This is a genomic window from Lysobacter sp. BMK333-48F3 (assembly GCF_019733395.1).
In the GTDB taxonomy this organism is placed as follows: domain Bacteria; phylum Pseudomonadota; class Gammaproteobacteria; order Xanthomonadales; family Xanthomonadaceae; genus Lysobacter.
Genome location: NZ_JAIHOO010000001.1, coordinates 3,625,972 through 3,643,170, shown reverse-complemented (window position 1 = coordinate 3,643,170; position 17,199 = coordinate 3,625,972). Strand labels below are relative to the sequence as shown.

The 17,199-nt window shown below is 69.4% G+C and carries 19 protein-coding genes; 10 read left to right on the top strand and 9 right to left on the bottom strand.

The genetic code is table 11. The annotated features are described in order from the left end of the window. Positions 1 to 29: 29 nt before the first annotated feature. Complete coding sequence (locus K4L06_RS15710; protein WP_221672290.1) at positions 30 to 575, top strand: peroxidase-related enzyme; 546 nt, start codon at positions 30 to 32, stop codon at positions 573 to 575. A 135-nt stretch (positions 576 to 710) separates the two neighbouring features. Here the strand turns inward: K4L06_RS15710 and K4L06_RS15705 are convergent, their stop codons facing one another. From K4L06_RS15705 to K4L06_RS15695, 3 genes are all read right to left on the bottom strand, one after another. Beyond that, complete coding sequence (locus K4L06_RS15705; RefSeq protein ID WP_221672289.1) at positions 711 to 1,793, bottom strand: serine hydrolase; 1,083 nt, start codon at positions 1,791 to 1,793, stop codon at positions 711 to 713. A gap of 222 nt (positions 1,794 to 2,015) precedes the next feature. Beyond that, positions 2,016 to 3,086 carry a hypothetical protein gene (locus tag K4L06_RS15700; protein ID WP_221672288.1) on the bottom strand — a complete coding sequence of 357 codons (1,071 nt, stop codon included), beginning with the start codon at positions 3,084 to 3,086 and terminating at the stop codon, positions 2,016 to 2,018. Positions 3,087 to 3,263: 177 nt separating this feature from the next. Further along, complete coding sequence (locus K4L06_RS15695; protein ID WP_221672287.1) at positions 3,264 to 3,692, bottom strand: VOC family protein; 429 nt, start codon at positions 3,690 to 3,692, stop codon at positions 3,264 to 3,266. A 302-nt stretch (positions 3,693 to 3,994) separates the two neighbouring features. On the opposite strand from K4L06_RS15695, the gene K4L06_RS15690 reads away from it, so the two are divergent. From K4L06_RS15690 to K4L06_RS15680, 3 genes are all read left to right on the top strand, one after another. Further along, positions 3,995 to 5,110 carry an alpha/beta hydrolase gene (locus K4L06_RS15690; RefSeq protein ID WP_221672286.1) on the top strand — a complete coding sequence of 372 codons (1,116 nt, stop codon included), beginning with the start codon at positions 3,995 to 3,997 and terminating at the stop codon, positions 5,108 to 5,110. A 141-nt stretch (positions 5,111 to 5,251) separates the two neighbouring features. Then, positions 5,252 to 5,797 carry a hypothetical protein gene (locus tag K4L06_RS15685; RefSeq protein WP_221672285.1) on the top strand — a complete coding sequence of 182 codons (546 nt, stop codon included), beginning with the start codon at positions 5,252 to 5,254 and terminating at the stop codon, positions 5,795 to 5,797. Between the two features lie 247 nt (positions 5,798 to 6,044). Next, a complete protein-coding gene (locus tag K4L06_RS15680; RefSeq protein WP_221672284.1) occupies positions 6,045 to 6,962 on the top strand; it encodes a hypothetical protein in 918 nt (305 codons plus the stop codon). A 115-nt stretch (positions 6,963 to 7,077) separates the two neighbouring features. Here K4L06_RS15680 and K4L06_RS15675 read toward each other — a convergent pair whose 3' ends face one another. The 3 genes from K4L06_RS15675 to K4L06_RS15665 all read right to left on the bottom strand — a co-directional run bounded on the left by K4L06_RS15675 (position 7,078) and on the right by K4L06_RS15665 (position 9,711). Further along, the gene (locus K4L06_RS15675; RefSeq protein ID WP_221672283.1) at positions 7,078 to 7,611 is read right to left on the bottom strand and encodes a hypothetical protein; all 534 of its coding nucleotides are present in this window, start codon (positions 7,609 to 7,611) and stop codon (positions 7,078 to 7,080) included. 127 nt (positions 7,612 to 7,738) lie between these two features. After that, positions 7,739 to 8,224, bottom strand: coding sequence for a YciI family protein (locus K4L06_RS15670; RefSeq protein ID WP_221672282.1), 486 nt, complete (start codon positions 8,222 to 8,224; stop codon positions 7,739 to 7,741). 242 nt (positions 8,225 to 8,466) lie between these two features. Next, a complete protein-coding gene (locus tag K4L06_RS15665) occupies positions 8,467 to 9,711 on the bottom strand; it encodes a hypothetical protein (RefSeq protein WP_221672281.1) in 1,245 nt (414 codons plus the stop codon). A gap of 309 nt (positions 9,712 to 10,020) precedes the next feature. Here K4L06_RS15665 and K4L06_RS15660 point away from each other — a divergent pair, with 309 nt between their 5' ends. Together K4L06_RS15660 and K4L06_RS15655 are read left to right on the top strand one after the other, a co-directional pair. Continuing rightward, positions 10,021 to 11,202: a hypothetical protein gene (locus tag K4L06_RS15660; protein WP_221672280.1), complete on the top strand. Its 1,182-nt coding sequence runs from the start codon at positions 10,021 to 10,023 to the stop codon at positions 11,200 to 11,202. A gap of 133 nt (positions 11,203 to 11,335) precedes the next feature. Continuing rightward, positions 11,336 to 11,668 carry a hypothetical protein gene (locus K4L06_RS15655; protein ID WP_221672279.1) on the top strand — a complete coding sequence of 111 codons (333 nt, stop codon included), beginning with the start codon at positions 11,336 to 11,338 and terminating at the stop codon, positions 11,666 to 11,668. 58 nt (positions 11,669 to 11,726) lie between these two features. On the opposite strand, the gene K4L06_RS15650 is transcribed toward K4L06_RS15655, so the two are convergent. Beyond that, positions 11,727 to 12,107 (bottom strand): YciI family protein, encoded by a 381-nt coding sequence (locus tag K4L06_RS15650; RefSeq protein WP_221672278.1) that lies wholly within the window; start codon positions 12,105 to 12,107, stop codon positions 11,727 to 11,729. A gap of 189 nt (positions 12,108 to 12,296) precedes the next feature. Here K4L06_RS15650 and K4L06_RS15645 point away from each other — a divergent pair, with 189 nt between their 5' ends. From K4L06_RS15645 to K4L06_RS15630, 4 genes are all read left to right on the top strand, one after another. Further along, on the top strand, positions 12,297 to 13,205 hold the full coding sequence (locus tag K4L06_RS15645) for a hypothetical protein (protein ID WP_221672277.1): 909 nt from the start codon (positions 12,297 to 12,299) through the stop codon (positions 13,203 to 13,205). 86 nt (positions 13,206 to 13,291) lie between these two features. Beyond that, positions 13,292 to 13,606, top strand: coding sequence for a hypothetical protein (locus K4L06_RS15640; protein WP_221672276.1), 315 nt, complete (start codon positions 13,292 to 13,294; stop codon positions 13,604 to 13,606). Beyond that, the gene (locus K4L06_RS15635; RefSeq protein ID WP_221672275.1) at positions 13,579 to 15,216 is read left to right on the top strand and encodes a tyrosinase family protein; all 1,638 of its coding nucleotides are present in this window, start codon (positions 13,579 to 13,581) and stop codon (positions 15,214 to 15,216) included. The genes K4L06_RS15640 and K4L06_RS15635 overlap by 28 nt, the downstream gene beginning before the upstream one ends. Positions 15,217 to 15,228: 12 nt before the next feature. Next, the gene (locus K4L06_RS15630) at positions 15,229 to 15,609 is read left to right on the top strand and encodes a hypothetical protein (protein ID WP_221672274.1); all 381 of its coding nucleotides are present in this window, start codon (positions 15,229 to 15,231) and stop codon (positions 15,607 to 15,609) included. Positions 15,610 to 15,639: 30 nt separating this feature from the next. On the opposite strand, the gene K4L06_RS15625 is transcribed toward K4L06_RS15630, so the two are convergent. Both K4L06_RS15625 and K4L06_RS15620 read right to left on the bottom strand, forming a co-directional pair. Beyond that, positions 15,640 to 16,161, bottom strand: a complete 522-nt coding sequence (locus tag K4L06_RS15625) for a hypothetical protein (protein ID WP_221672273.1) — start codon at positions 16,159 to 16,161, stop codon at positions 15,640 to 15,642. Then, positions 16,161 to 17,081: a M14 family metallocarboxypeptidase gene (locus K4L06_RS15620; protein WP_221672272.1), complete on the bottom strand. Its 921-nt coding sequence runs from the start codon at positions 17,079 to 17,081 to the stop codon at positions 16,161 to 16,163. Before K4L06_RS15620 ends, K4L06_RS15625 begins: the two co-directional genes overlap by 1 nt. Positions 17,082 to 17,199: the final 118 nt, after the last annotated feature.

Sequence of the window (17,199 nt, the reverse complement as noted above, 5' to 3'; positions counted from 1 at the left end):
ACCAAGCACCCACCCTCAAGGAGAAGCTCATGTCCCGCCTGCCCCTGACCACCGCCGACACCGCCCCCGCCGCCAGCCGCCCGCTGCTGGCCTCGATCCACGCCGCCTTCGGCGCCACCCCGGCGATGTTCCGCGCCGTCGCCCATTCGCCGGCCGCGCTGACCAGCCTGTGGGGCAGCTTCGGCGCCCTCGGCGCCGGCACCCTGCCCGCCTCGCTGACCGAACAGATCGCGGTCGCGGTCGCCGACCGCAATGGCTGCGACTACTGCCTGGCCGCGCACACCGCGCTCGGACGCAAGGCCGGCGTCAGCGCCGACGCCATGGCCCGCGCCCAGAGCGGCGACAGCGACGACCCGCGCACCGCCGCCGCGCTGGCCTTCGCCTTGAAACTGGTCGACCGCCGCGGCCGCGTCGCCGAGCAGGACATCGCCGCGCTGCGCGCCGCCGGCTACGACGACGGCGCCGTCGTCGAGATCGTCGCCCATGTCGCGCTCAACCTGTTCACCAACTACGTCAACCTGGCCCTGGACGTGCCGGTGGATTTCCCGGCGGTGAAGCTGCGCAACGCAGCGTGATTGCGCCGCGTCGGCTGCGACACCGACGGCCCGGGGCGCTCGGTCGAACGCCGAGCGCCCTGCAGGCCGCGGCCGCGTAGAAATGCCGATGGGTCTAGAACGCGTATTGGCGGCCTTCGCGTCCGCAGGCTCGAACTAGCGCACGCCGCTCATCGCCGGCATATCGCGCACGAGCTTGTACAACTTCTGTAGGTCCGAAGGATGCCCCTGCTTCTGGAACCCGCTGAAGATCAGGTAGCCCAGAATCGAGTTCCCCGTATCCCGCCGCGCCACCAGCGTCAGGTCCCGCGCCGGATCCACCAGCAGGTACTGGCCGCCCCAGCCGTCGGCCTGCACGGCGGCGAGCTCGGAGTTCAACCACCACGAGTAGCCGAAGCCGTCGTAGAACGGGTTCTTCGTGGCGGAATACGACGTGGTGCTCCGGGCTATCCACTGCGCTGAGACGACCCGCTTGCCGTTCCACAGGCCCTCTTGCGCGACCAGCGCCCCAATCCGCGCAAGGTCGCGCGCGCTCATGTGGATGCGATAGGTTCTGTAATCGGAGTCGGAGCCGCGATTGTCGTAGATCACGTGCTCGCGGTTGAAGTCCTGCATGCCCAGGGGGGCGGCCAGCCAGGTATCGATGGCCTCGCCGATGGACAGCCCTGTCTTGCGTTCGAAGATGGCGCCCAGGACGTTGAAGTCCCAGTTGTTGTAGAAGTAGTTCGCGCCCGGCGCGAACTGGCCGCGGCGCGGGCGGCCGTCCTTGTTTTCCACCGTCTCCGCGCCGGAGGGCAGGTAGATGCCCGACCTGGCTTGAAGGAGGTGCTCGATGGTCGCTTGCTGCTCCGCCTGGGTGAGGGGCGTCCGGCTCTCGTCGATGCCTAGCGCTCCGAGCTTCTCGTTCACGTCGATCAACCCGCGGTCGACCGCCACGCCGAACAGCAGGCTGAGGATGCTCTTGCGCGCGGACGCCAGGTTCATCGGCGTGCCGACCTCCCCGTACTCCATCAGCACCGTTTCGCCGCGCAGCACAACGAAGGCATCGATGGCGTCCGCCTCGGTCCTTATGTAGTCGGTGAGCTTCTTCGCCTGTTCTGGAGGCAGCGGGGCTTGCGCGAGGGGAAGCGGACGGGTGGCGGGCGCGTCCCGGTCGATGAAGGGGCGAAGGCCCAGCACCAGCGATACCGCCAAGGCGGCGAGCAAGGTGATGCCCAGGTACTTCAGGATACGTCGCACAGACTGCCCCCCCGTTGAGTGCGGTGTCGGTGCCGTCCACTGGATCGGCGACGGAGCACGTTGGGTCTGACGCGTTCTTTCGGTCCTTGGGCCCGGGCGCGACCCGCATCCTCATGGCCGTGGCTGGATCGGGCCATGCCAGGAGGCGGGTTTGGCCCGTGACCGTTCGGGAGGTTGCAACAAAAGGGGGGCGGGTTCAACCGGTCGACGCGACAGCTGCGCTCAGCGGCACCCGAGCAGCCCCGCCGAGCCGTTGTTGTCGCCGAAAATCGCCGTCCACTTCAGCGGCGGGCTCAGGCTGATCTTGACCGTGTCGCCGGGCCGCTTGATCTCGACGAAGCGCTCCAGCACGTCGTCGAAGTCGCGCGAGAAATTCTCGGTGGTGTAGTAGTTGACGATGGTGTGGCCGCCGTTGGTCACCTCCGAGCCCAGGTCGACGTTGCGGCTGCCGTAGGCGCGGGTGGCCAGGGTGGTGATCAGGTAGTACTTGCCCGGCTTCATCTTCGAGAACTGGAATTCGCCCTCGGCGTTGGTCCGGCCGACCATGCGCGTGGCCAGGAAGGCCGGCGAGAAATCGATCTCGTCGCGGCCCGGCTTGAGCTTGCGCATCAGCTGGACCATCTCCTGCAGATAGGGCGTGGCCGGATACAGCAGCACGCTCTGGTTGCTGGCCAGGTACAGGCCGCCGCCGTTGTTGACGAAGCGTTTGACGCAGGCGGTGCCGGCGATGGTCGCGGTGCCCGGTTCCAGCGCCGCCTTGGCCTGGCCCAGGTCGAACACCGCCTTGGGCCGCAGCAGGTTCGGCGCCTTGCGCGGCGCGGCGGTGCGGGTCGCTTCGTCCTCGGCGGCGATCCGCTCGGCGCTGCGGCGCACCTGGACCTTGGCCAGCAGGCCGCACATGTAGCTGCGCACCGCCTGCGGGTCGGCGTCCATCTGCGGCATCAGGTGCGCGATCAGGGTCAGGGTGCCGTTGCCCGGGTTGGCCGAGACCAGCACCGGGAAGCCGCGCGCCTGCGCGGTCGGCTTCTGGATCAGGGTCAGCTCGATGGCCCCGTCCTTGCGTTGCTCCGGGCCGACCTGGAAGTCCTCGGCGGTGGCGATGGCGCGCATCTGCGCGATCGCATCGGCGGCGTCCAGGGCTTCGAAATTGCGCCAGGTCCCGAACAGCAGGCCGTCGGCCTTGCTGCCGCTGGAATTGAAATTGGCCTCGCAACTCGAGGCCCGGGCCGAACCGGCCGGCGCCAGGGCGCAAAGACCCAACACGCCGGCCAACAGCGCGACGACTGCCTTCATCGAACACCCCCTCCGTGTGGTGCCCCATGGTAACGGCGGCGGCCGGACGGCGGAACGCCGCATGCGCCCAGCCGATGGCCGCCTGCGCCGGGCCGGGAGCGCCGACGTGGCGGCGGTTCCGGCCAGAGCACGAAGATCAGACCGGAAGATCGGAACCGGAACAGCCGGGCGAGCGGATCAGAACACGATCTTGACCGAAGCCGCGCTGCGCTCGGCCTCGCCGTGATAGACCGCCTCGATGTTGTTGCCGTCCGGGTCGAGCGCGAACGCGGCGTAGTAGCCGGGATGATAGTCGCGCTTGCCCGGCGCGCCGTTGTCGCGCCCGCCATGCGCCAGCGCGGCGCGATGGAAGGCCTCGACCATGGCGCGGTCGCGGGCCTGGAAGGCCAGGTGATGGCGGCCGGTCAGTTCGCCGTTCGCGGCCTCGCTGGACGCGGTCGACACGAACAGCTCGTCGGCCCAGAAATAGTCCTTGCCGCTGCCGGCCATCGGCACCTGCAAGGTTTCGAACACCGCGGTGTAAAAGCGCCGGCTCGCCTCGAGGTCGCGCACCACCAGTTGGATATGGTCGATCAGGCGGCCGCGATGCAGTTCCTGCGTTTCCATGCCGTGCTCCTGGCAGAAGGGGGTTCCACCCTACTCCGCCGCGGCCGCCGACGCATCGGCGCGGTTCGCGGTTCGGATGGCCGCTGCGCATGAACGGGCGCGAATCGACCGGCCACGATCAGCGTCCGCCATGGGACCGGCACAAATAAAAACACCACCGCCGTAAACCCCGCAGCCTCTTCCCGTATCTGTGTGCACATGGGGAACGACACCGGCCGAGCACCGACACCGAGCCGTGGTACGGCGCACGCCGCCGCGTTCCCCGTTCCCGCAACCTTCAAGCCCCAGGCCGGAAACCGCCCATGAAGACCCAAGCCCTGTTCGCCTCCCTGCTGCTGGCCCTGAGCCCCCTGGCGCTGGCCGCGCCCGAATGCAAGGACACCTCCGGCTACGCCGACGCGCGCGCCATCATCGAGGACCTCGGCCGGATCGTCGCGCCCAACGGCATCCAGGAGGCGTATGCGGCTCGCATCGGCGGCATCGACCAGTGGCTGAGCGTGCGCGGCCAGGACAAGAACAACCCGATCCTGCTGTTCGTGCACGGCGGCCCCGCCTCGCCGGTGATCCCGACCTCGTGGCAGTTCCAGCGCCCGATCGAGGAGTACTTCACCGTGGTCAACTGGGACCAGCGCGGCGCCGGCAAGACCTTCGCGCTGCAGGATCCGGAAAGCTACGCCGGCACCATCCACATCGATCGCTACGCCGACGACGTGGTCGAAGTCGCCCAGTACCTGCGCCAGCGCTACGGCAAGCGCAAGATCGTGCTGATGGCGCACAGCTGGGGCACCATCATCAGCATGAAGGCGGCGCTGAAGCAGCCGGACCTGTTCTACGCCTATGTCGGCATCGGCCAGGCGATCAACGTGCGCGACAACGAGCGGATCAGCTTCGACTTCGGCCTGAAGCAGGCCAAGGCGCTGGGCAACGCCGAAGCGGTGAAGGAGATGGAAGCGATCATGCCCTACCCCGGCGACCAGCCGATCACCCGCGAACGCATCATCGCCGCGCGCAAATGGTCGCAGTACTACGGCGGCCTGACCGCCTACCGCAACGATTCGATGTACTTCTACCGCGGCCCGCGCCTGTCGCCGGAGTACGGCGATTGCGATCGCCGCAACGTCAACGAGGGCAACGTGTTCACCCTCGGCAAGATCCTGCCCGAGTTCGTCGCGGTGGATTACAAGCCGGTGCGCGAGTTCCCGATCCCGGTGGTGTTCTTCCTCGGCCGCCACGACTACACCACCCCGGCCGAACCGGCGGAGCAGTGGCTGGCCCAGGTCAAAGCCCCGTTCAAGCAAGGCGTTTGGTTCGAGAACTCCTCGCACATGATGCCCTGGGAAGAACCCGGCAAGACCCTGACCAGCCTGTTGCAGCACGTGCGGCCGCTGGCGGTCGACAAGACCAGCGCCGCGCGCTGAGCGGCGCCGCCGGATGCGGCGACGCACGCGGTGCTTAACCGTATCGCGACTTCGCTGAATCCGACGGGTTCAGTAGCGATGCAGACCGCAGGGTCTAGGTTCGGACCGTCGCCCCCGCGACGGTTCGTTCAGGAGGATCCCATGCGTCACCAGACTCTGCTCATCCTCGCGATCGCCGCCAGCCTCGCCGTGCCGACCGCCTTCGCCCAAGGCCGCGGCGGCGGTGGCGGCGGTCCGCCGACGGGCGGTCACATCCCCAGCCAGCACATGCCCAGCCGGCCGATGCAGTTGCCGACCGCCGATCCGGGCCGCTTCGGCCGCGACACCAGTCAGCGCGCACAGGAACTGCGCAGCGCCGATCGCGATACCCGCACCGAATTCGGCGCCGAGCAGTCCACCGCGGCGCGCGCGCGCAACGACGCGCGCCAGGACCAAGACAGCGACGACACTCCGCGCACCGAAGTCGATACCAAAATCGATGCCAAGGTCGACGCGCGCGTGGACAGCCGGGCCAGCACCACCGGCCAAACCCAATCCGAGTTCGGCCAGGACACCTCGATCCGCGCGCGTACCCAGGGCGAGGCCGAGGCCGATGCGCGCAAGCGCTTCGGCGCCGAACAATCGACCGCGGCCAAGGCGCGCGCCGAAACCCGCAGCGACCGAGACGATCGCGAACGCGACAAATAACCCCGACAGCAGGTCGCGTACGCACGAAGCCCGCTCCGGCGGGCTTCGTCGCGTCGGCGCCGGGGCATTTGCGTTCGGACTCGCGCAGTTTTCCGCTGCGGAAAACCGCCGTCGCGCAGGCGCATCCGCACCGTCGACCGCGGTCACGAAACACCAGGCCCGAGGGCGCGCATGATCGGGTTTCCCCCAGCTGTCGCAGACCGCGCGCAAGCCGCAGAGTCCGCGCATCCCACGAGGAGGACCGACCATGCACGTTCCCCCCATCGCCGGCGCCGCACTGGCCCCGATCTCCCTGCCCGAATCCCGCGCCGCCGCGCAGAACGGCCCGCAGCTGGTTCATCTGAAGGACGGCTACATCCCGCAAGGCCAGGGCTACGACGCCGGCCGCGGGCAGATCCTCACCAGCTACTACAAATCCGAGGTCAACCAGGACAAGGACCCGAACAACGACGGCGTGCTGCTGTCGATCCAGGACAAGAACAGCCAGGGCCGCGAAGAGGTCAAGAACGTGCGCCTGGTCGGCGGCAGCGCCGAGAATATGTGCGCGATCTCGCCCGACAAGGGCGGCGGCGTCGCCACCGACGGCAAGTACGTGTACCTGGCCGACACCGAAGCGGTCTACGTCTACCGCCGCGAAGACATCGATCGCGCCGGCGACGGCGCCGCGGTGCAACCGGCCTGGATCAACCGCATGCCGGAAGGCCAGAACGCCAGCTATATCGCGGTCAAGGACGGCCAGGCCTACGTCGGCCAGTTCTCGACCCCGCAGAACGATAGCTTCCCCGATCAGGGCTACCTGACCCGCTTCGACATCGACCCCAAGGGCGCTTTCGTCAATCCCAGCGAAAAAGTCGAAATTCCGGATTTCACCCAGGGCGTGGCGGTCACCGATCGCGGGCTGTTGTTCACCACCTCGTACGGCACCAAGCAGGACAGCGACCTGTTGTTCCAGGCCTACGGCACCGACCCGCAGCGTTTCGACCTGGCCGCGCCCGAACAGGCGCGCAAGGTCGGCGACATCGACGATTACGCCGAAGGCCTGAACATCATCGACGGCGAAGTCTGGGTGACCTACGAGAGCGCCGCCGACGAATACAAGAGCCGGCCGGGCCCGGAACACGACCATATCCAGCGCATTCCGCTGAATCGGCTGCAAGGGTTCTGAGGCCGGCGGCGGCATCGCACTGCGTGCGGCGGGACGGAACAACCGTCTCGCCGCTGTCGCCGCCTATGCAGAAGCGGCTTGGGCCACTCCGCCCTAGTCGCGAATCCCCCGAAACTCAGCGCTCCGCCCGATCCGCGTCGCGCACCCGGCAGCTCAGGTTGGCGTAGCGGCCGGCCGGCAGGTTGGCGGCGATGCCGTAGTTCTTGAACTCGGCGCGCGCGTCGTAGTCGCGTTCGAGGCGGCAGGCATTGCGCTTGGCGAACTCGACCAGCGGCTCGATATCTCCGGTGATCCGTACCGTCGCGCCGGCGCCTTCGCTGACGCAGCAGCCCAGGTACTGGGTCATGTATTCCTCTTCGATCGCCACCAGCGGCAGCCCGAGCAGGGTCGCCGGCTTGTTCAGCAACCGGTAGTCGGTGTAGTCGGCGCGCACGGTCGGCTTGGCGGTGAGGTAACCGGCGTGGATATAGGCCTGGATCGCCGGACCGGACGGCGCGGCGCGCTCGCCGGTCTTGGCGTCGTGGCGCAAGGCCGCGATCAATCCGGCTTCCAGTCGCATCGCTTCGGGCGCGATTTCGGTGGCGACGGCGCCGTGGGCGGCGAGGATCAGGCCGAGGCCGAGGGCGATACGACGACGGAAAGCATGCATGCGGATTCCTGCCTTGGATGAAGTTGCGCGGCGGCGCCGTCGGCGCTGCCATCCTGGCCGGGCACGGTAGCAGAGCGCCTGCCGCGGTCCAAGCCGGGCCCACCGGCTCCATCCGCTGCGGCGCGGTTCACGGCCGCTTCGGCAGCAAGCGGTCGTGCAGTTCGGGAATCGCCATCGCCGCCGCCGAACCGTACCAGCGATGGTACTCGGCGATCATTTCGCCGCGCTCGATGACCGGATCGGTCGCGGTCAATCGGCGCGCCTCTTCGATATCGTCCACCGCGAGCAGGAACAGCCCGCGCCAGCCGTCCGGGTCTTCGGCGAAGGGCCCCGCCAAAGCCAGCTTGCCGGCCTTGGCCAGGCGCTCGATATTGGCGAAGTGGCCGGCGAACATGGCCTTGCGTTCCTCGCCATCGGCTACGCGTTTCGGCCCGGTCTTGAGGATCACCAGCACGTAGCGGCGCATGCCGCGCTCGTCGGCGCCCAGGCGTTGGGCCAGTTCGGCGTCGTAGGCGGGCGCGGGCGCCTGCTGAGCCGCCGGCTTTTCGCTCGCCCAAGCCGCTCCCGTGCAGCACAAACCGGCGATCAGAATCGCCCGTATCGCGTAGTCCATAACCCTCTCCTGTCGCGGCAGTCCCAGGCTCACTAGTACTCCTGCGGCCGCACATCGCGCAAGGCGGATCGGGCGATGTGGCGACAGCGACCGGTGGCCCGGTCCCTTTCGCCGGGTCGCGGGCATAGCGCGAACGAACGCGCGCCCCTGACCTCCCGCACGGCCGGCGCCGGCGCCATCACGCGGGTGTACTGAACCTCGCGACCCGGCGCGGCGGCGATGCCGCGCCGGGGCGCGAGGCCTCAGGGCTGCGCGGCCAGCTCGGTCCAGCCCTTCGGCACGGCCGTTCGGGCCCGCGGCGACAGGCCGCTGTCCAGGCGCAGGCGATCGACTTCGATCAGGTAGGCGCGGCCGCCGCGTGCGTTGCGGCCTTCGAGCTTGAGCAGGATCCCGGTCGCCGCGTCGACCCACATGCGGTAGCGTCGCGCGCCGAGCTTGCGCGCCATCGCCTCGTCGTGACGGCCTTCGACCAGCACGGTCTCGCGGCCCAGCAACTGCGGCCGGCCGAGGATGCGGCTGTCCGTATCCGACAGCCAGAAAGCGTAGTTGGCCGGCGCCAGCACATCGGCGGTGCCGGTCGCGCCGCTGGCGTCGGGCTGCTGCGCGTACACCGCCTGGCAGGCGCTGTTGCGATAGGCATGGGCGACAGCCGTCGTTTGCGCGTCCGGCGCGACCGCGCGCCGACTCGAGCGATACGCCGACTGCCCCGGCCACAGCGTCGTTTGCGACTGCGCGTCGGCATAGTGTTCGCTGACCCGTCCGTTCGCCGCGGCGATGCGCACGAAGCTGCTGCGCCGCGCCGGCGAGACTTCGAAATCGATCCGCTCGCGCTGGCCGTTGTTCTTGAACGCGATCGCGAACGAGCCGGCGGCATCGCGGTAGCGGCGCGCGGCGTCGAGCATCGTGTTCTGCAATTCGGCCAGGGCCGGATCGCGTAGGCTCAGGCTCGGGCACAAGCCGGCCAGCGCCGGGGTCAGCGGCGACACCGCCTTGGCGCTCAGGCCTGGGTACTGACGCTGCACGGCGTCGGCGCCGGTGGCGCCGCTGCCGCTGCTGCGGCGCACGTACAACGCGCCGCTGGTGCCGTAGCCGACGTAGTTCCAGCCGCTGGGCGCGGTGTTCTGGTTGACGTAGCCGATGGAGTAGAAGCCGTTGCCCAGGTCCCAGGCCTGGTACTCGGCGCGCGGGTCGGTGAAGGCGTAATTGGCCAGATAAGCGTAGTGATGGCCGGCGGCGACCGATCCCAGGAACACCCAGCCGTAGCTGCTGGACTGGGTGGTCGAGAGGCGGTCGTCGCCGTGGTAGTCGCCGGGCTGGCCGCTGCGGTAGTAGAAGCCGGCTCCCGCGACGTTGCCGCAATCGGGGTACTGCCCCGGGTCGCGGTCGTTGTCGCAATACTGGTTGGCGGCCTGAGCGACGGATGCGGGCAACAGCACAGCGGCGAACAAGGCGCCCGCCAGGCGGGCTGGTGATCGTTTGATGCGCATGTGGACTCTCGTGGCTGGGGGAAGTGCGGCCGGCAGGCGCGGCGCGCGGCGATCTCGGCGACGCCGCGCACCGACCCCTGCGACGGGGCCGTCGCAGGCGCCGGGACGGCGGCGCACCGTGCGCACCTTATGCGAGCCGGCCAGGCCGAATTGCCGGCTGGGTCACAGTCGCGACCATGCGCCGCTGCGACGACCGGCGCCGAACCCCGTCGCATCGCCCATAAGTGCAATACCGCCGCGGCGAAGCGCGGGGCCACCATCGCCGGATCCGCGGTTCCGTCGTCGTACCGACCACCCTGGGGAGGGCTCATGTTCCGCACCGCATCCACGCCTGCATCCGCGCCTGCATCGGCCAGTTCGCGCCGCTGGCGCTTCGCCAACCTCATCCCGGCGCCGCTGAGCGCGGCCGCCCTCGCCTTGGCCCTGCTCGGCCTGTCGGTATCGCCGGCCGCCGCGGCCCTGGATTGCGGCAGCCACAACGGCTACACCTGCCAGGGCACGGCCAGCCAATACGCCGGCGGCTTCGCGCCCGGCGTCGGCAGCGGCGGATTCGGCGGCGGCGACTGCATCGCCACCCGCACCCCGGTGGTGTTCGTGCACGGCAACGGCGACAGCGCGCTGAGCTTCGACATGCCGCCTTCGGCGGTGTCGGGCTACGCAACGCCGGCGCATTCGGTCTACGACGAGCTCAAGGCGCGCGGCTACAACGACTGCGAGCTGTTCGGCGTCAGCTACCTCGACGCCGAGGAGCGCGGCGCGCCGCAATACAACTACCACGAGCCGGCCAAGTACCAGATCCTCAAGACCTTCATCGACAAGGTGAAGGCCTACACCGGCCGCAGCCAGGTCGACATCGTCTCGCACTCGCTGGGCTCGTCGATGAGCCTGGCGATGCTGAAGTACTACGGCTATCAGGCCAGCGTGCGCCGCTTCGTCAACATCGCCGGCGGCCTGCGCGGGCTGCGCACCTGCCTGAGCACCGGCTACCAGTCGCCATACGCGCCGACCTGCAACGCCGAGGCCTACGTCTACCCGTACGACTACTACACCTTCGGCCTCTACCCCAGCAGCGGCGTGCCCTATTACGGCTACAACCGCTGGACCGGCGACGGCAGCAACAGCCTGCGGGCGATGCCGCAGACCTACGCTTCGATCGCCTTCTACACCATCACCGCCGGCCTGTACGATCAGGTCCACTGCTTCACCACCAGCTACGCCGCCGGCTGCAGCGGCGGCGCGTTGTTCAACGCCGGCGGCAACGTCAAGGCCCAGGTCGATATCGGCGTCGGCAACAGCGCCTACGCCTACGATTGGGACTGGAGCGACGGCAGCCCGTACAACGCCGGCGGCGGCGACACCAGCCAGGGCGTGGGGCATTTCCGCTCCAAGTCCAACGCCGGCCGGATCGTCTACAACATGCTCGCGACCACCTGCACCAGCGGTTGCGCGAACGGCTACGCGGGGGTCAACGGACCGGCGGTGAATCGCTGAAGGCCGACGCTGCGCGCAAGCGCCGCCGTTTCACTGCGCGCGCTTGCGTTCGTTCCTCCGGATGGCGGGGCCATGCGGCCAACCGCCACTGCCGCCGTTACCGGAGAACCCCATGGCCTACGTGCCGCCCCCAATGCGCAAAAGGGACGCAGCGATCGCGCTGCTGAACAATCCACCTCCTTACGACCCCAACCCGATCTTCGCTGCGGTTCCGCAGCAGGGCTGGGCCGCCGCCGGCTACCAGTACACCCTGACGGTGCAGTGGTCGAACGTCGCGGTACCGGGCCTGCCCGCGATTACCGTCCGCGCTCACGTGCACTATGCCTGGGACGCGGGCCAGCAGATCTGGACCCAGATCGCCGGCAATGCCTGGGTCAGCGGCCTGGCCGGCTGGAGTACGCCGACTACCGCCGCCGTGGTCGCCCTGGTCCCGGCCGAGCCGCCCAACCCCGCCTATCACCCCTGAACCGGCGACGCCGCGCTCGCCGTCGCCGCGGGCGCAGGCGGCGGCGAGCGGCGTTCGCTCACTCCGCGCACAGCGCCTGCCCGCAGCCCGCGCCCTCGTCCTGCAGCGCGCGCACCTCGCATTCGATGTCCCAGCCGTCGCCGTGCACTTCCAGAAAGCGGCGGCCGATCGCAATCGCCTCCTGCTTCGACGCCGCCTCGAACAGGGCGTAGCCGCCGATCACTTCCTTGGCTTCGGTGAACGGGCCGTCGGTCGCGGTGATCCTGCCGCCGCGCAGACGCAGGCGCACGCCGTCGGCGCTGGGGGTCAGGCCGGCGGTGGCGATCAGGGTGCCGTTGCGGGTCATTTCCTCCATCAACTGCTGCATATCGTTCAGCAGACGCTCGCTGGGCGCCTGGTTCAGGGTCTCGTCGATCCGGATCATGGATAGAAAACGCATCTGCCGACTCCTCGTGGCGGGCGCGGGCGCCGGAACGGTTCCGGCGCTGAACCGCGCGCTTGCAACCACGACGAACCGGCCGCGCCCGAATCGACATTCGGTCGCGATTATTTTGCGACGGCCAAATCGCCGCTACGCGGACCCCGCTATAGTGCGCCGACGCGATGACGCGGCAAGGGACGTTGGCGCATGCTCGGATCTGCGATCGCCGCAATGGCCGGCGGCGTGTTGGTGGTCGGACCGGCCCTGTTGGCCCTGGCCGGGGCACTGCGTTCGCGCGGCGCCGCCCGCTCGGCGGCGGCGTTGCCCTGGAACTGGCGGCTGAGCCTGAACTCGGCCCTGCTCTACACCCTGGCCTTCAACCTGACCTTCTTCATCCAGGAGTTGTTCCTGGTCCTGCCCAAGGCGCTGACGCCCGGGCTGCGCCCGACCCTGTTCCACAACAACCACGCCTGGCAGGGCGAGCACCCGCTGGCCGCGCTGTTCCAGGGCGGCGGCGCGGTCGCCACCGCGATCGTCGCCTGCTTCTGCGCCTGGCGCCTGCGGCATGCGCGCGGTGGGACCCACCTGCGCCTGTTCCTGATCTGGATGGCGTATTGCGGCTGGCTGATGGCCTTGCCGCAGGTCGCGATCGGCGCGCTCAGCGCCGGCAGCGATCTCGGCATGGCGATGGGCTATCTGCAATGGAGCCCTGCGACCCGGCTGGTCGCCGCCGCGCTGGCCTTGGCGGCGATTCCGGTGGCCGCGCTGTCCTTGCTGGGTCCGCTGCTGGCGCTGGCCGACGCGCCCGAGCGCATCGCCGGGCCGGGTGCGCGCACCCGCTTCGTATTCCTGTGCGCGACCCTGCCGGCCCTGCTCGGCACCCTCCTGACCCTGCCCTTCCGGGTGCCGCGCGAATGGATCGAGGTCGCCTTGCTGCCGGCCTGGGTGGCGCTGTTCGGCCTGGTCTGGATCCAGGCCGGCGCCTGGCGCGTCGCCGATGCGCAGGCCCGCGGCGATGCGGTTCCGCCGGCTTCGACCCTGCGCCTGGCGCTGGCCGTGGCGGCCTTGCTGGCGGTGTTCCAACTGCTGCTGCGGCCGGGCGTCGCGTTCTACTGATCGCAGGCGGCAAGGCGCGGTCGCCGACGGCAATCCGCTGCTGCGCCCAGGCGAGTTCCGATCGAGCCGTCGCGTCGGTTCGTTCCTTGCAAGACGACGAAACCGGCGCCATCGCGATCGCCGACGGCCGGCTGCACGACGCGAAACCGCTCGACCTTCTCCTTTCCTCACCGCCGATTCGATGCATTGCATCGCGCCGCATCTGTGACTGCGCCGACAGTTGCGATCGCGGCCGCTGTTTCTTGTCCGTCGCCGGCGGGTGCCCGCGTTATCCGCTGAGAACGCTGCTCGCGAAAGCGGCCGATGCTCGCGGCGCCCGCTGCGGGGCCGGCATCGCGGGCCGGACATTCCATCGACCCGGGAGAACAGCAGGATGCGCTATTCACGCCGCGATTTTCTGACCACCGCCGCGACCGCGCTGGGCGGAACGATGTTGCCGTTCGGTTCCGCGCTGGCGTCGTCCAGCGATCTCGGCGCGCCGCCGGCGAGCGCCCGCTATCGCCGCGTCGACGTCAACACCGCCGAAGGTCAGAAGATGCTGGCCAGCTACGCCCGCGGCGTCGAAGCGATGCTCAAGCTTCCGGCCGATCACCCGCACAACTGGTTCCGCAACGCGTTCGTCCACTTCCTCGACTGCCCGCACGGCAACTGGTGGTTCTATGTCTGGCACCGCGGCTATGTCGGCTATTTCGAGCGCACCATCCGCAAGTACAGCGGCGACCCGAACTTCGCCATGCCGTTCTGGGACTGGACCCGGCACCGGGAAATCCCCGCCGGCATGTTCGACGGCGTGCTCAGCCCCACCGACGGCGCCTATGCGCCCTACACCGGCAATCTGAAGAAGTTCACCGACTTCTGCGAGCAGGCGATGCGGAAGTACTGGAACTCGCTGTCGTCGGCCCAGCTCAAGCAGTTGGCCGGGCGCGGCTACACCTCCTTCGACACGATGTGGGCCGGCGTCACCGGTTACGACGCGGAGCAGAAATACGGCATTTCCGGCAACATGGCCTTCGCCATCACCTGCGGCGCGCGCTATCTGTCGCGCGCCAATCCCCACCTCGACGCCAAGACCTCGTACGACGTCTCGCCGTTCGTGATCAACTCCGGGCTCAGCCCGACGGTCTACTACGATCCGGTGATCAGCCGCAGCTTCACCAGCACCAAGACCGAATCGCACCTGGTCATGCCGGACGGCGCGACCCAGTTCTCGACCCTGGAGCACTACCCGCACAACAAGGTGCACAACTGCATCGGCGGCGTCGCCGCGGTCGACCCGGGCCCCTACGGCAACATGACCAATTTCCTGTCGCCGGTGGACCCGATCTTCTACCTCCACCACTCCAACATGGACCGCTTGTGGGACGTGTGGACGCGCCGGCAACTCGCCGCCGGCGGGCCGATCCTGCCGACCGGCGACGATCTGCAACCGTTCCTGCAGGAGCCGTTCCTGTTCTACGTCGACGGCGACGGCAACTACGTCGGCCCGCGCAAGGCCGGCGACTACGTCAGCACGGCCGTGTTCGACTACGACTACGGCCCGGGCTACGGCAGCGCCGAGCAGTCCCTAGCCAGCGTCCGGTCGACGGCCTCGGCGCCGGCAGCGCCGATCAGGGGCAGCGTGCAGGCCGGGGTTTCGACCGCGACGGTGCCGGCCGCGCTGGTCCGGCGCCATCTGGAGCAGGCGCGGCCGGCTGCCTTGTTCGCCGAGATCAGCCTGGACCGCCCGGACAGCGCGGCGCGCGAATTCGATGTGCTGGTCAACGCCCCGGCGGACGTGCAGCAGGTCGATGCCGACAGCCCGTACTACGCCGGCACCATCGCCTTCTTCGGCCCGACCATGGCCGGCATGTCGCATGCCTCGACCTTCGCCGTGCCGCTGCCCAAGACGCTGCGCGCCTTCACCCAGCTCGAAGGAGACAGCGCGCAACTGAACATCCGCCTGGTGACCTCGACCTCGCAGCGCGCCGAGCCGGTCGCGGTGAAGGCCTTGTCGATCGTCCCGGGCGACTGAGCGGAGCCGGACGTGTCCCGTGCCGGCGCAGCCTTGGTCTTGCTCTTGCTGGTCGGGCAAGGCGGCTGTGCGGCGCCGGGAGACGTCGCCACTCTGACCCTGCCGCGCCCGCGCGACATCGGCGAATCGGTGTTCCTGGAGGTGCAGGTCGGCCGCCTCGGCTCGGGCCATGAGATCGAACTGAGCACCGAGTCCGGACGGCCGCTGGGGGTGATTTCGCCGCACGGCATCGGCCCCGGGCGCGACGCGGGCACCTACGCCGTGCCCCTCCCCGCCTACGCGGTGCGCGACGGCCGGGTGCGCGTGCGCCTGCGCGTGACCCGCGCCGGCGACGCGCCGCGTCGGCCGGATGACAGCGAGGTACGCGGCCTGCGAGTGGTCATGGGACGTTGAACGCGGGCCGCCTGCGTGCCGGCTCGAGGCTCAGCGCGCCGGCGCCGCCTCGGTGAGCCGGCGGTACACCGTCTGCGCATCGACGAAGTTCAGGCCGGCGACGCGGACCTTGCCGTCGCCGATCTCGCCCATCACCGTGGCGACGGTCAGCACGCGGCCGGCGGCGACCACGGCCATGCGCTTGCCGACATTGTCGGCGGTGACCTGGCGCAGATGCTGCGCGCCGGTCGGGTCGAGCCGCAGATCCAGCGCGGCGAACCCGTTGTCCTCGATCGCCATCGCCACCGTGGCGACCTCGCCGCGCGCGACCACCGGCTGCGGCTGCAGGCTCACTTCGACCGGCGCGCCGTCGACCGGGTGGAGCATCGCCAGCTTCAATGCGTCGGCCCGGCCCGATTCGGCCTCGAGATAGAACGCGACATCGCCCTGCACTGGCCGGCCCACGGCCGCGGCCTCGGGCGAAGACGCGTCGGTCGTCGTGCGATGGGCGCAGCCCAGCGCCGAGACGGCCAGGGCCAGCGCCAAGGCGCAGCGGCCCCAGCGCACCGGCATCACTGCCGCGCCAGGGCGAAGTCGATCGCCGCGCACACCGCCGCCGCCTGCGCGGCGTTGCACTGTTCCGGCGTGGCGCGCGGGCTGTCGGGATAGACCTCGGTAGTGGTGGTGTAGTGCGCGTCGGTGATGCCGGCGCACAGGCCGAGTTGCTTGACCGGGTAGTTGATCACGCCGTGCGCGACCACCGGCGAGCCGATGATCTCGCCCTGGGCGTCCGGCGGCGCGATATGGGTCACCTGCTCGACCGCGGCGATCACCGCCTGCTGGAACTCCGGCTGCGGATTGTCGGTGTCGCCGACCAGATAGAAGCCGTCGGGGATCTCGCCGGGTTCGAACGGCTTGCCGTCGCGCGCGGACAGCGCCGGACGGAACTCGGATTCGTCGCTGTCGGTGGTCTCGTGCAGGTCGATGTGCAGCAGCACCTGCGCCCGCACCGGCGCGACCAGGCGCAACAGCGCCGCCGATTCCTGCGCCGGGCTGTTCTCGCGGAACGAGCGGTTGGGATCGATCGCATCGACGTTCCAGCGGTGGATGCGTTCGTAGGCCCAGGGGCTGATGCAGGGCGCGACCAACAGGTTGGCGCGGCCGGCGTAATCGGCGGCATGCCGGTCGAGGAACCGCAGCGCGCCGTGCACGCCGCTGGTCTCGTAGCCGTGCACGCCGCCGGTCACCAGCGCCACCGGCAGGCTTGCGTCCCAGTCGCGGCTCTTGACCGCGAACAGCGGGTAGGCGTCGGGGGCGTAGTCCAGGCGGCCGTATTCGACCACCTCGAAGCGCTCGCGCAGGCCTTCGATCACGCTCAGCACATCGTCGGCGTAGCTGCGATGGCGGACCTGGCGCGCGCGCCATTGCGCGACCTCCTCCGCGCCCCAGGGGCGGCCGGGCGTACCGATCGGATAGAAGGCTGGGGCGGTCATCGTGGCGCTCGCTCTGGCAGGGTCCGAAAGGCCGGCATTTTAGCACCCCGCTCCGGAGCGATTTTTTTTCGGAACCGTGTCGATCCGGGCCCCGCCCGTTCGTCGCCTGAGATGACAG

Bases quoted from the DNA above. Each gene is read 5' to 3' on its own strand.
- K4L06_RS15635 (WP_221672275.1), top strand. From the start codon at position 13,579: ATGCGCTATTCACGCCGCGATTTTCTGACCACCGCCGCGACCGCGCTG.
- K4L06_RS15625 (WP_221672273.1), bottom strand. From the start codon at position 16,161: ATGCCGGTGCGCTGGGGCCGCTGCGCCTTGGCGCTGGCCCTGGCCGTC.
- K4L06_RS15660 (WP_221672280.1), top strand. From the start codon at position 10,021: ATGTTCCGCACCGCATCCACGCCTGCATCCGCGCCTGCATCGGCCAGT.
- K4L06_RS15710 (WP_221672290.1), top strand. From the start codon at position 30: ATGTCCCGCCTGCCCCTGACCACCGCCGACACCGCCCCCGCCGCCAGC.
- K4L06_RS15700 (WP_221672288.1), bottom strand. From the start codon at position 3,086: ATGAAGGCAGTCGTCGCGCTGTTGGCCGGCGTGTTGGGTCTTTGCGCC.
- K4L06_RS15655 (WP_221672279.1), top strand. From the start codon at position 11,336: ATGCGCAAAAGGGACGCAGCGATCGCGCTGCTGAACAATCCACCTCCT.
- K4L06_RS15685 (WP_221672285.1), top strand. From the start codon at position 5,252: ATGCGTCACCAGACTCTGCTCATCCTCGCGATCGCCGCCAGCCTCGCC.
- K4L06_RS15695 (WP_221672287.1), bottom strand. From the start codon at position 3,692: ATGGAAACGCAGGAACTGCATCGCGGCCGCCTGATCGACCATATCCAA.
- K4L06_RS15650 (WP_221672278.1), bottom strand. From the start codon at position 12,107: ATGCGTTTTCTATCCATGATCCGGATCGACGAGACCCTGAACCAGGCG.
- K4L06_RS15645 (WP_221672277.1), top strand. From the start codon at position 12,297: ATGCTCGGATCTGCGATCGCCGCAATGGCCGGCGGCGTGTTGGTGGTC.
- K4L06_RS15670 (WP_221672282.1), bottom strand. From the start codon at position 8,224: ATGGACTACGCGATACGGGCGATTCTGATCGCCGGTTTGTGCTGCACG.
- K4L06_RS15680 (WP_221672284.1), top strand. From the start codon at position 6,045: ATGCACGTTCCCCCCATCGCCGGCGCCGCACTGGCCCCGATCTCCCTG.
- K4L06_RS15675 (WP_221672283.1), bottom strand. From the start codon at position 7,611: ATGCATGCTTTCCGTCGTCGTATCGCCCTCGGCCTCGGCCTGATCCTC.
- K4L06_RS15690 (WP_221672286.1), top strand. From the start codon at position 3,995: ATGAAGACCCAAGCCCTGTTCGCCTCCCTGCTGCTGGCCCTGAGCCCC.
- K4L06_RS15665 (WP_221672281.1), bottom strand. From the start codon at position 9,711: ATGCGCATCAAACGATCACCAGCCCGCCTGGCGGGCGCCTTGTTCGCC.
- K4L06_RS15620 (WP_221672272.1), bottom strand. From the start codon at position 17,081: ATGACCGCCCCAGCCTTCTATCCGATCGGTACGCCCGGCCGCCCCTGG.